The following is a 12,273-nucleotide window of genomic DNA, read 5'->3' on the forward strand; positions in this document are numbered from 1 at the left end:
GCTATGGGCATGTTACTTTTCTGATCGCCTGCTAGCATTAGGGAAAGTTTCATGCCTTTTTTGTGTCTGTCTCAAAAAGGGAATAATATGTTTAATCGGCTATTTATTGAAGCCTGAAGGTTACTGGGACAGTATAAGCTACCCGAACATCTTTGCCTTTTTCTTTTCCAGGAGTCCAGTTTGGCATGCTTTTGACTATCCGTATCGCCTCTGCATCCAATGCCGGAGTTGCGTTTCTTACTACCTTGACGTCCGAGATACTGCCGTCTTTGTTGACAATGAAAGTGAGTGAAACTCTACCTTCTTCTTTATTCTTTACTGATTCTTCCGGATATTTGATATTCCTTGCCAGATATTTTAGCAGTTCGTTTTGCCCTCCGGGAAATTCCGGCATCACATCTACCACCTCATATACTTTGTCGTCCTGCGGTGGCAGCGGTACTGCTACTTCTGCAGGAGTTGTTTCCGGTGCAGATACAACCTCTGTCTGTTGTGCGGGGGCGGGAACAGTCGCCTGCCGGTTCATGATCCGTGCCATTGCGTCGATGTTGTTGAGCAGCAATAAGCCGGCTGCCAGCGGTAGCAGTGTCAGGTACTTTACTTTCCCAACCCTGCCGGTTCTTTTTTTGTTTAACATAGTAATTCTCTTTTTTAATGGTAAGACACTGAAATTGTTATATAGTTTTGCTATAGCCATATCGGGATGTTCCAGTCCGATCAGATGGTACTGATATTCTTTCTTATTATATCCGGCAAGCATCACCTGTTCGTCTGCCAGGTATTCATGGTTGCTACTGATCTCTTTTTTCAATAACCAGGCAAAGGGGTTGATCCAATATAGGATACATACGAGCTCTGCGAGAACTACATCGGCCGAATGAAACTGGCGGACATGGGTATTCTCATGCACCAGTATCTCTTCCAGCGCTTGCGGAGTGTGTGAATCCGGTGAAACGAATATCCAGCCGAAGAAGGAATAAGGTTCTTCCCCTGCGGGTAATATGTGAATAGTTGTCCCGCTGATCTCTCGTTCAGGACTTCTGAACCGGCGTCTGACCACCATGACCAATTCCACGATACAACGGAAGAACAATAGGCATACTCCTGTCAGATAGACCAGAAACAAAGCGCTTTCTATCATCATCTGCCGGTTCGATTTTGCAAGGAGAGACGTATCATCCGTAATGGCCGCCGTTTTCTGTGGAAGGATCGTAGAATAGTAGTTCACTATTTCTGTCATGCTTTCACGGGAGGATAACCAGATACTGATATCCAATAATGGATAGAGGAATGCAATCAGGTAGACAGAAAGCAATACACCTCTCCGCAAGCGGAAAAAGGTATCATCCCGGAATAACAGGCGGTAGCAGATATAAAGGATTGCCAACGCCAGATTCACCTTCAGGAAATAGGCCAGTATCGATGTTTCCATATGGATTCGTTTTTATCTATTCTTCGTTTTCTATCTGGTTCATAAGGTCCTGCAAGTCGCTTTTCGTCAGTTTACGGTTGCGGACAAAAAAGGATACCATCTCTTTGTAAGAGCCGGTGAAGTAATTCTCTACGACGTTCGACATGAAAGTACGCTTGTAGTCAGCCTCTTTCACCTTGGGAGAGAACCTTGTGATGGTTCCGAACTTCTTCGGTGTGACATATTTCTTCTTTTCCAGGTTACGGATCACAGAGGCCACGCTCGTATAAGGCGGACGGGGCTCAGGCATCTCGTTCAGTATATCCCGGATAAAGCAGGGACCTAGTCTCCAAATATAGAGCATAATGTCTTCTTCTTGTGCAGTCAGTCTCTCCATGTCTCTTTAATTATTTGAATTTTAATCTACTATCTTTTCGCAAATCTACTTAATTTAAGTAGATGGTGATTCTTTTTATTGATAAATATTGTTAACTAGAAAAGAGAAAGCAAGGTGTATAGGATGGAAAAGTTGTATATTTGAGACTGTTACATTTAAATCATGAGAAAATGAAAAGACCGATCCGACTTATCCTCCTGTTTCTGGTGAGCGTGTTCTCGTTTGTAGCCTGTAATCAGTCCCGTATCGACAGGCAAGCATTGGTAGACAGGCATCGTATCGTAACCACGAAGACTGATCCCCGGAGTCCTGCCCAGGTAGGGAATGGCGAATTCGCTTTCGGGGTTGATATTACCGGATTGCAAACCTTTGTCCCTTTCAATACGATGGCCCAGTGGAGCTGGCATAGCTTTCCCCTGCCGGAAGGGCTGCGGGTGGAGGATTTCAGAAAGCCTTTGATAGAGACCTATGGCAAGATGCTCCCTTACGATATACCTAATCCGGAACAACCCGAATTATCAGCCTGGCTGGCCGCTAATCCCCATCGCTTCAACCTGGGACGTATCGGCTTTAAACTGCTTCGTTCGGATGGGAGGGAGGCAACTGCCGAAGATCTTTCGGATACTTACCAGGAGGTGGATATGTGGACCGGTATCATACACAGCCGTTTTAAATTGGACGGTGTTCCCGTTTCTGTTAAAACGGCTTGTCATCCGGCTTTGGATGCGGTAGGCGTCACAGTAGAAAGTCCGTTGCTCAAGAAAGGACAGGTAAGTGTTTTTCTCGATTTCCCTTATGCGGAGAGCGGGGAGATGAAAGAGTATGTCGGTACTTATGATAAACCCGGGGCGCACCGTTCGGTTATCCGGGACGAAAAGAAAGGATCTGTTCTCATAGCCCGTAAAATGGATGAAACACATTATTATACTTCGTTGCGGTGGAATACCCGCGCTGGTTTCGTGCAGGACGGAGCAGAGGCATCTCACCGTTTTGAACTGATCCCGGAAGATACGGAGGAGTTGTCTTTCTCTTGTCTTTTCTCACAGGAAGAGATGGCGGATATCCCGACCGCTTCCCGCATATTTAATGACAGTTCCAGGGAATGGAGAGCTTTCTGGCAATCGGGGGCGGCAATCGACCTGTCCGGTAGCAAAGACCCGCGCTGGAAAGAACTGGAACGCCGAATCGTCCTTTCGCAATACCTTATGAAGGTGAACGAGGCCGGATCGCTTCCTCCACAGGAAAGCGGATTGGTGAATAATGGCTGGTACGGCCGTTTCCATTTCGAAATGATCTGGTGGCATGGCGTACATTATGCTTTATGGAACCGTTGGCCTCTGCTTGAAGAGAGCCTGACCGTTTACCGGGATTTTCTCCCTACTTCACAGATGCGTGCACAGCAGCAAGGGTATAAAGGAGCCCGTTGGCCTAAATGCACGGCTGATTTCGATCGTGAGTGGCCGCATATCATCCATGCTACCCTGATCTGGCAGCAACCGCACCCGATCTATTTTGCCGACCTCGATTACCGGCTGCATCCTACCCGCGAGACGTTGGAGAAATGGGAACCTGTCGTTTCGGCTACCGCCGACTTTATGGCCGATTATGCACATTATGACGAGGCACAGGATCGGTATGTACTAGGGCCTCCTGTTTTTATTGTTTCCGAGAATACGCGACCCGAAATAACGTTGAATCCGGCCTTCGAGTTGGGTTATTGGCGTTATGGCCTGCGGATGGCTTGTGAATGGCGTGAACGCATGTCGCTTCCGGTAGATGAAAAGTGGGAAAAGGTATTAGCCCGACTCTCTCCGTTGCCTGTTGAAGAAGATGTATATGTTACGTATGAGGGTATCCCGGACATGTGGACGGACTTTGTCTTCGAGCATCCGGCTTTAATCGGTACTTACGGTATGCTGCCGGGGGACGGGGTTGATCCGGATACGTTGGCACGTACATTGGCAAAGATCACTGCTACCTGGAATTTTGACCGGACCTGGGGATGGGACTTTCCGATGCTGGCTATGGCAGCCGCGCGCTGTGGGCAACCCGGACAGGCGGTGGACTTCCTGCTTCATCCGGCCGGTGGTTTCCAGTTCGATGAACATGGATTGGCTACAGGCGGTCCGTTTCCTTACTTCCCGTCCAACGGTGCCTTATTGACTGCTGTCGCCATGATGGCTGCCGGTTGGGACGGATCATCGGGCGAAGCTCCCGGATTCCCGCAAGATGGAAGCTGGACAGTGAGAGCGGAGGGTTTTCTGCCGATGCCGTAGTTGTTTCAACGCATACCCTTCACCTGTCACATTGATCGTAATGGGCAGGTGAACAGTTTGTTAAGGTGAAGCCTCGCGTTTCACCTTTGTTATTTTCTGTAATTTCCGGGAACCGGTGCGTAAACCGGAAAACGGTATAATCCTTCCTTCCTGAGTTTCCCTTCCTGTACCAGTTTTGCCAGTCTGCGATTGGCCGTCCCTTTGGTGAAGCAGCACAGATCCTGAAATTTCTCCCGGCTGATGGAGGGATGATCTAGAAAATATCCGGTCAGCAGACCGTCTATCTCTATGTCTGAATAGCCGGCAGAATGATTTTTTCGCGTGGCGCGTACGAAACTGGTTGTTTTCAATGAATCCTTCAGGGCTATCTCAGGGCGGAAGGCTACTGATTTGAAATGTATCGACTCGGCACGTATTTCTTTGGGATATTTCACCGGAGGACATTGCAAAGTCATTTGCAGATACCCCAGCCCTTTAATATGAACGCGTTCGCCACGTCGCAAATGTTCGGTTATCACCTTGCTGAGCGAGATAAGTGTAGCGTGGATATCGGCGGTTGTCAACGTGCTCCGGCCGTGTATTTCTTCCGCCAGTTCTTCCGTTCCTATTGTTCCGTTTGTTACTATGCGTGCGTGTAGACGCGGTTTTCTCTTGCTACCGGGAGGTATTGGGTTTTTGTAGAAGTCGTATTCTGCTGACATATTCGTTCGTTTCTCTTGAGTAATTAGTATTTAAGTGCCTACTTTTTGTTCGTTTTACATTTGTGGGGCGATTGTCTGACACGTGTAAGGCGATCGTCCCACACCTGTTAAGCGATCGCTTCAGTGTTGTTGAACGATACAAATCTCCCTACAAATGTACTAATAAGATATGACCTGTGCAACAGTATATTCAAGGCCGCGAGTTAGATGAGTTTCCCGGAAAATACTTGTCTGTAAATTTGCAAAACCCCCTGTTCGCATTATACCTTCGATGAAAAATACATAAAAAATGAAGGTATGGAAAGTATGAAAAATCTTATTGAAACAGTTTTTTGCCTGGTTCAAAAGTGGCTGGGTAGTGCGGATGACAGTCGTGAAGTGAAACATCCGGCAGCTACCGGAAGGCAAGTTGAAAAATCACCTGCGGGAAAAGTGACGGACGCGCTTATGAAGATGGAAGATTTTCTGGGGGAGCAGTATGATTTCCGTTTTAATAACCTGACCGGCGAAACCGAGTACCGGATACGGCATGTGTCCGGTTGTCAGTTTGTGGCGGTGGGCCAGCGCGACTTGAACAGCTTCTGCATAGCGGCCAGAAAGAGTGGACTTGATTGTTGGGATCGTGATATTTCACGATATATTTATTCAGATAGTATCGAAGAATATCATCCCTTCCATTTGTTTATGAATGAGTTACCTCATTGGGACGGCACAGATCGGGTAGACGGACTGGCTCGTCGGGTGTCGGAAGCACCCTTGTGGGTGGAAGGTTTTCATCGCTGGTTGCTGGGTATGACGGCACAATGGTTAGGAATGGATGTATTGCATGCCAATAGCGTCGCACCGGTTTTGGTAAGCCGTAAACAGGGAAAACAAAAGTCTACATTTTGTAAAATGATATTGCCTGGTGAGTTACAGCGTTATTATACAGATAGTTTTGATCTTGCCAGCCAGGCAGGAGCCGAACGGAAATTGTCGGAATTTGGTTTGATCAACCTGGATGAGTTTGATAAATTCTCACCCCGCAAAATGGCTTTATTGAAAAACCTGATGCAGATGGCCGGCTTGAATATTCGCAAGGCACATCAGAAAAATTATAGTTCACTTCCCCGTATCGCTTCATTTATAGCTACTTCCAATCAGAAGGAGTTGCTGACTGATCCGACCGGAAGCCGTCGTTTTCTTTGTGTTGAGATAGAGGAGAAGATCGATTGTTCGCCTGTGGATCATGCCCAGCTGTATGCCCAATTGAAAGCGGAATTACTTGCCGGCGAACGTTATTGGTTTACGGGAGAAGAAGAAGCAAAGATAATGGCTTCGAATGCTGCTTTCTATAAGAGTCCGGTCGAGGAGGAGGTGTTCTACTCTTGCTTTCGTCCGGCCGAATATGGTGAGGAAGCATTGTCTCTTTCGTCTGCCGAAATCTTTAAACGATTGAAAAAATGTAATCCGGCAGCTATGCGAAGCGCATCGGCAGCCCATTTTGGCAAATTACTGGTTGCTATGGGCGTGGAACGCAAACATACCAAGTATGGAAACTTTTATCAGGTGGTGTCACTGCAAACGGTTGATATCTAAGCGTATATGAAGGTGTGACAGGTGACACCAGATGTGTGAATTCTTTGTAGAAAGTGGTTGCAGAGTGTAAAACGGTTCCTATATTAATTATGTACGGGTACATTATATAGTATTCAAACAGAATGCCGATGAAATAATTATTAACAAAAAGGAGTTTCTTCTTTTAATGTGCTGTTATGTAGGTAGATAGTCTAAAAATGAGGCCAAAAACAATGACTAATTTAATCGTTCCTTTTTTCTCGTCAACAAAAGTACAAATTCCTTTTGGATTAGCAATCCTTTCCAAAGAAAAAAATGAAATCGTATGTTCTTTCTTATCAATTGAATAGCAAGTTTAGTACGAAATTGTGGCTTTTCATTACAAACTCTTTTATCCATCAAACTGATGACGAGAAAAAAGGAACGTTTTAGCTAGTCATTAACATTTAGAAACGTTCTTAGATCGAACTTTTACGAACACTAGTATTAATATTAAATTTAGAATTATGAACAAAAAGTTTTCTACGTTGGCAACAGCGGGCCTACTTCTTTCCGGCGCGCTGTTTTGTAATGTAAATGCGAAGGATTACAACGCGGCAGATTTTGCAAAACTTCTTAATGATAAGAAGATTTTGACTTTGCCTGAAGGTGAAAAAGACCTTGTTGTTAATCTTACGGAAAATGTTTCCTTAGGGACAGATGGCCGTTCTGGAGCATATATGGTGATTAATACCAAAGATGTTGTTTTGACATCAAATGCAGATGTAACATTGGCAGGTCGTTTGGTTATTGGAGCAGAAAATGTAACAGTAAAGAATATGACATTGATCAATAACCCGGCAAATGAAGATGCAAATGGTTATTGGACAAAGAATGCGGTTACAGCTTTTGCAGCTAAGTTGACAGTTGTCGGAAATACTTTCGTGCAAGGTGCAAGAGCTACAGGTGATAATGTTTCTGTTTCAAACAGTCTTGTTATTTTCCCTCAGGCTGCCACTGCTTCTTACAATGTTACAGGTAATACTTTTACTAATAATTTTGTTTCAAGTACTGGTACACCTAATTATGCTTCAGCTGGTGTTATCATTCAGGAAGGTTTGAAGCTTGCTACAAAAAAAGGGGATCCTTTTGCTGAATCAGAATTGAAAGGTTACGGCGAGAATGCAACCGTTGAAATCACATCTGGATTGGATGCTGCTGCAATGGCTCAGAATAATACATTCAATGAATGTTTTTCTGATTTCCTTTATATTGGAGTAGTTCCGACGGTAAAATCAGCTACAACTGGTGCAGCTTACAAATTTGCTCAGGTTACTTACGATGCAAAATTGAAGAACTCAGATGCTGTTGTTGATGTAGTAGCTTCCTCTATAGCAGATGCTCAGGTTGTTGTAAATGGTGCCACTTATGCTGAAGTTTTGAATATACTTGAAGCTGCAAAAACTACAACGGATGTTGCTGGTTCAAAAACAGTTATTGCTTGTGACGATGCTTTGGTTTTATTGGGTGGTGCTACTGTACCTGTTGGTAATACTATGCCGGTTGTTAGTGCAACAGTGTCTATTTCAGGTGTCGTTTGTGATGCTGCTGCACAAGCAGATGCATTCAAATTCGATACACCTTTTATCCTGAGTGCTAATAGTACAAACCGCAAGGCTTTAAAAGCAGATGCTGCTAATGGTTTTGCTATTGATACTTATGATGATAAAACAGACGCTTCATTCTTCTGGTCTTTTGAAAAATTAGAAACAGGTGCTACTACGGGATATGCCAAATTGGTGAACAATGCAGGTAAGTATCTGAAGATTGGTGAAAAATTCGTTGGCATAAAGATTGAAAAGACTAATGATAAGTGGGCTCCGAGCAAAGCTTTGAATGCATTGGCTTTAGTAAATGTAGAAGATGGACAAGTTGTAACAACTACAGGTGCAACTGCTTATACTTTATGCGAAATTGGAACTCGCGCATTAACCGCAGGTGAATTACTGAAGATTTACGGAGCTGGTTTCGAAGCTGAAATACTGTATAATAAGAAGCCGTTGAGTGCAAATCCGTTTACCGGTATTTTGAAACCAGTAAAGTTAGTTGGTAAAGTTGCACAGCCTTTGGATAAAACAAGTCTTGCAGAATCTTATATGCTGCAGAACGCTGAAGGTAAAATGATTGTTATTCGTTTGGATCAGAAATATTCAGTAGGTACAGCTGATTACGGTTATAAAGTGATTGAAATGTCTCCGGCTGATCTGGCTCTTGCTTTGGTTGGTCAGGATGCTGAAAAGTATGCATGCTTCTTCTCTTTTAACGCTTTAGATAATTTTATTGCAGGTAAGAATGAGTCTGTTGTTTCTATTTCTGCAACTACTGAAAGTGGATCAAACTCTTATGTCTTAGGTGCTTTGGAAATTGGAGATGTCACTAATCTGGCTGCAGAACTTGTTGGAAAGAATATTTTGAAAACTGTAACTGTAAAGGTTGGTACATTTAATAAGATCGTAGTAGAAAAGTTCTTTACTAAACCAGTATTCTATTCTGTTACAGTTGTAAACAACAATAAGAAGGCTGAGAATTATGGTAAGGTTTTAGGTTTGGATGCTACTGGAAAACCTGCTTATGTAAAAGCTGAAAATGCACTAGTTGGTCAGCCGGAAACTCAATGGGCTGTTACTTATAATGCCGGTATTATCACTTTGAGAAACCGTGAATATCCTAATGCATATAGATATTTAACAGAATCTCCGGTTGGTTCTGGAAACTATTCACCTGTTTATTTCGCTTATTCAGCAAATAATCTGTATAAGACCAGTGATCCTAATACTTTCGCAGATTACAACACGGGTGATACAATTAAAATTTCTCCTGTTGCAGAATTCCTTCCCTCGGATGGCTTTGAAAGACTGGATGCTGATAAGTTGAGAGACCAATTGTATTATGTAGGTATTCAATCTTCTGTATGGAAAGGTATTGCTTATGCTGTAGAAAATCACAAAGAAAATCATCAGATTGGCTTAGATACAGATAAAGAGAATGCTACAGAATGGCATTTAGCTGCGGCTAAATATACAAAACTGGATGATCTGGGTGATGAATTGTATACTCGTCCTGACACAATCAAGATTGGTAGTACTTTAGGTTATTTCAAAGCTGACGGAACTTATGTAACATCAAATGATGATGATGGTAATCAGACTGTTTTCTTGAAACTGTTGTCTTACTCTTTAATGAATCAGGCGAATAATGAGTTTATGAACTATAACAATACTAAAGATGTAACTCGTTATACAACTGGTAATGCGGATAATACTGGTAACTTAAAGAATCCTCAGTACTTTGCATTGAAGATTGTAGGAAAGAATGCAAATGGTAAAGCTCTTTACAATTTATTAGAAGTGAATAAAAACTCTCTTTATGCAGATGGTCAATTCCAGTGGTATAATAATAAAGTGTATGGTGGCGATAGCGCAGATAAGGGTATCCTGAACCGCACAGATATGTACGCTCAGACTGAAAACGACCTGTTCGTTGTAGAAGAAAAAGATGCTCCTGAATATGTTAAGTTGAACCAGGGGGATACGATCAAGATCTTCCGTTCAGAAACTGAATCAGACGTATTATATCAGAAAGGTGAATTCCTGGGTATGGGCAATGCTATTGAATTCAACAAGATCAATCCTGCTCTGTATGTTGATACAGTATATTACAACCGTGGTGCAAACAACCGTTGGGAATATCTGTTAGGTATTAATGTAACTCGTATCGATACAACTTACAAATGTAATGTCCCTTCTCACGGTATTCATCAGGCTGATACTACTTACGGCGCATTCCTTGTTAACTATGCTGACTCTGCTATCGTAGAAGATACAAGAGATATCCATACTAACAAATATGTTTATGATAACGGAACTCGTTATGCTAAACTTGGTTTCGAAGAAGGTTTCCGTACAAACGATACATTATATGTAGCTCGTGCAGACGGTAAATTCGATAAGATTGAAGTTGGTGCTCCTTCTCGTCAGTTGGTTAAATTCGCATTCCGTGTAATGGATCACGATGCTAATACATTCATTGTTGAAACCGGTTACAAATATCCGCAGGATGTTGATCATTCAAATGAACCTGCAACCGGTTACCTGCGTTGGATCAACGGAAACGTAGTTGTTACTCCGAACATGGAAGATGCAGAAGTATTCAAATTGAAAGCTGACGATCGTAACCCTGTTGCTAACGAAGATCTTACCGCTTCTTCTGTTGCTGTAATCGCTGGTGAAGGCCAGATCACAGTAAATGGTGCAGCTGGTAAAGTAGTTACAATTACTAATGTATTAGGTCAGACTGTACTTAACTCAGTGATCTCTTCTGATAACGCTACAATTGCTGCACCTGCAGGTATTGTGATCGTTTCAGTAGAAGGTGAAGCTGCTGTTAAAGCAATTGTAAAGTAATATAAGATATTTATAATCAAATAGATGAACTGTGTATTCCGGGCGGTATCGGGTATCCCGTGTCTATCCCTGATTAAGTATCCTGTGAGGGGGAACAAGCAGTTCTTAATACTAAAGTAATGAAAATAAAGTTCATCTGTCAGTATCCCTGTGAAGGAAGAAAGCAGACACAAGACAAGCCCCGTTGGTTTTAAGCCAACGGGGCTTCGTTGTTAAATAATAATAAATAGTATAAATTCACCTGTTGTGTAGCAGAAACAAACGGGAACTATTATGTAACTTTGCACCGTTTTTAGCGCGAATTATGCAGAAAAAGAACTGTAACTCGTTGGTTATACGGAAATAATGCGTATCTTTGCAGCCTGAAATAGAAAAAGATATAAATATAATTATAACACATTCAAAGTTTAAAAAAGAAAAGAAATGCCTACAATTCAGCAATTAGTTAGAAAAGGAAGGGAAACTTTGGTGGTAAAAGGTAAGTCACCTGCACTGGATTCATGTCCTCAGAGACGTGGCGTTTGTGTACGTGTGTATACTACAACACCGAAAAAGCCTAACTCTGCAATGCGTAAAGTAGCGAGAGTTCGTTTGACAAATGGTAAAGAAGTAAACTCTTACATTCCGGGAGAAGGACACAACTTGCAGGAACACTCAATCGTTTTGGTACGTGGTGGTCGTGTTAAGGACCTTCCTGGTGTACGTTATCACATTGTACGTGGAACCTTGGATACTGCTGGCGTAAACGGACGTACTCAAAGACGTTCTAAATACGGAGCTAAACGTCCGAAACCAGGACAGGCAGCTGCTGCAGCTAAAGGAAAGAAGAAGTAATTAGTTACATCCCTTCAAACTGAGAATTTAAATTAAGTATTAAAGCTGGTTTGAGTATTTGGATAGGCTACAAGGTTGAGTAAATGGTTCGGCGGAACCGTTGAAGACAAAGTTTAAAAAGGCAACCAAAGAAAAAAACGAAATTTTTGAAAACAAAATGAGAAAAGCAAAACCAAAGAAAAGACAGATCCTTCCGGATCCTGTTTTCGGTGATGTTAAGGTTACGAGATTCGTTAACCATTTAATGTATGATGGCAAGAAAAATACTGCCTTCGAAATTTTCTATTCCGCTCTGGAAACCGTTAAGGCCAAATTGCCTAACGAAGAAAAGTCTGCTCTCGAAATTTGGAAAGCTGCACTCGACAATATTACCCCTCAAGTCGAAGTGAAGTCACGCCGTGTAGGTGGTGCTACTTTCCAGGTACCTACTGAAATTCGCCCCGATCGTAAAGAATCAATTTCTATGAAGAACCTTATTATCTTCTCACGTAAGAGAGGTGGTAAGACTATGTCTGATAAGTTGTCTGCAGAGATTGTAGATGCTTTCAACAACCAGGGTGGCGCATTCAAAAGAAAAGAAGATATGCATCGTATGGCTGAAGCTAACCGTGCATTCGCTCACTTCAGATTTTAATTTAGCAAATTTAGGAGAATA

Annotated in this window: 8 protein-coding genes; 5 read left to right on the plus strand and 3 right to left on the minus strand. The window is 42.7% G+C overall.

Features of this window, described 5'->3' with window-relative positions; all coding sequences use genetic code 11:
* Positions 1–103 precede the first annotated feature (103 nt).
* Both M1P97_RS20965 and M1P97_RS20970 read right to left on the minus strand, forming a co-directional pair.
* Positions 104–1,432 (minus strand): M56 family metallopeptidase, encoded by a 1,329-nt coding sequence (locus tag M1P97_RS20965; RefSeq protein ID WP_249390112.1) that lies wholly within the window; start codon positions 1,430–1,432, stop codon positions 104–106.
* A 16-nt stretch (positions 1,433–1,448) separates the two neighbouring features.
* Entirely contained in the window at positions 1,449–1,808 is a 360-nt protein-coding gene (locus M1P97_RS20970) for a BlaI/MecI/CopY family transcriptional regulator (protein WP_075558849.1), read from the minus strand.
* Between the two features lie 170 nt (positions 1,809–1,978).
* On the opposite strand from M1P97_RS20970, the gene M1P97_RS20975 reads away from it, so the two are divergent.
* Positions 1,979–4,084: a hypothetical protein gene (locus M1P97_RS20975; protein WP_195373291.1), complete on the plus strand. Its 2,106-nt coding sequence runs from the start codon at positions 1,979–1,981 to the stop codon at positions 4,082–4,084.
* Positions 4,085–4,173: 89 nt separating this feature from the next.
* Here the strand turns inward: M1P97_RS20975 and M1P97_RS20980 are convergent, their stop codons facing one another.
* On the minus strand, positions 4,174–4,785 hold the full coding sequence (locus tag M1P97_RS20980; protein WP_195373290.1) for an HU family DNA-binding protein: 612 nt from the start codon (positions 4,783–4,785) through the stop codon (positions 4,174–4,176).
* Between the two features lie 297 nt (positions 4,786–5,082).
* Here M1P97_RS20980 and M1P97_RS20985 point away from each other — a divergent pair, with 297 nt between their 5' ends.
* From M1P97_RS20985 to rpsG, 4 genes are all read left to right on the plus strand, one after another.
* The gene (locus tag M1P97_RS20985) at positions 5,083–6,363 is read left to right on the plus strand and encodes a DUF3874 domain-containing protein (protein WP_249390113.1); all 1,281 of its coding nucleotides are present in this window, start codon (positions 5,083–5,085) and stop codon (positions 6,361–6,363) included.
* Positions 6,364–6,848: 485 nt separating this feature from the next.
* Positions 6,849–10,784, plus strand: coding sequence for a DUF6383 domain-containing protein (locus tag M1P97_RS20990; RefSeq protein ID WP_249390114.1), 3,936 nt, complete (start codon positions 6,849–6,851; stop codon positions 10,782–10,784).
* A gap of 423 nt (positions 10,785–11,207) precedes the next feature.
* Positions 11,208–11,618, plus strand: coding sequence for a 30S ribosomal protein S12 (rpsL, locus tag M1P97_RS20995; protein WP_028730650.1), 411 nt, complete (start codon positions 11,208–11,210; stop codon positions 11,616–11,618).
* A 157-nt stretch (positions 11,619–11,775) separates the two neighbouring features.
* A complete protein-coding gene (gene rpsG, locus M1P97_RS21000; RefSeq protein WP_075558846.1) occupies positions 11,776–12,252 on the plus strand; it encodes a 30S ribosomal protein S7 in 477 nt (158 codons plus the stop codon).
* The last annotated feature ends 21 nt before the right edge of the window (positions 12,253–12,273 follow it).

Origin of the sequence: Parabacteroides leei (assembly GCF_023369805.1) — a bacterium.
GTDB classification, from domain to species: domain Bacteria; phylum Bacteroidota; class Bacteroidia; order Bacteroidales; family Tannerellaceae; genus Parabacteroides; species Parabacteroides leei.

Bases quoted from the DNA above. Each gene is read 5' to 3' on its own strand.
- M1P97_RS20965 (WP_249390112.1), bottom strand. From the start codon at position 1,432: ATGGAAACATCGATACTGGCCTATTTCCTGAAGGTGAATCTGGCGTTG.
- M1P97_RS20970 (WP_075558849.1), bottom strand. From the start codon at position 1,808: ATGGAGAGACTGACTGCACAAGAAGAAGACATTATGCTCTATATTTGG.
- M1P97_RS20975 (WP_195373291.1), top strand. From the start codon at position 1,979: ATGAAAAGACCGATCCGACTTATCCTCCTGTTTCTGGTGAGCGTGTTC.
- M1P97_RS20980 (WP_195373290.1), bottom strand. From the start codon at position 4,785: ATGTCAGCAGAATACGACTTCTACAAAAACCCAATACCTCCCGGTAGC.
- M1P97_RS20985 (WP_249390113.1), top strand. From the start codon at position 5,083: ATGGAAAGTATGAAAAATCTTATTGAAACAGTTTTTTGCCTGGTTCAA.
- M1P97_RS20990 (WP_249390114.1), top strand. From the start codon at position 6,849: ATGAACAAAAAGTTTTCTACGTTGGCAACAGCGGGCCTACTTCTTTCC.
- rpsL (WP_028730650.1), top strand. From the start codon at position 11,208: ATGCCTACAATTCAGCAATTAGTTAGAAAAGGAAGGGAAACTTTGGTG.
- rpsG (WP_075558846.1), top strand. From the start codon at position 11,776: ATGAGAAAAGCAAAACCAAAGAAAAGACAGATCCTTCCGGATCCTGTT.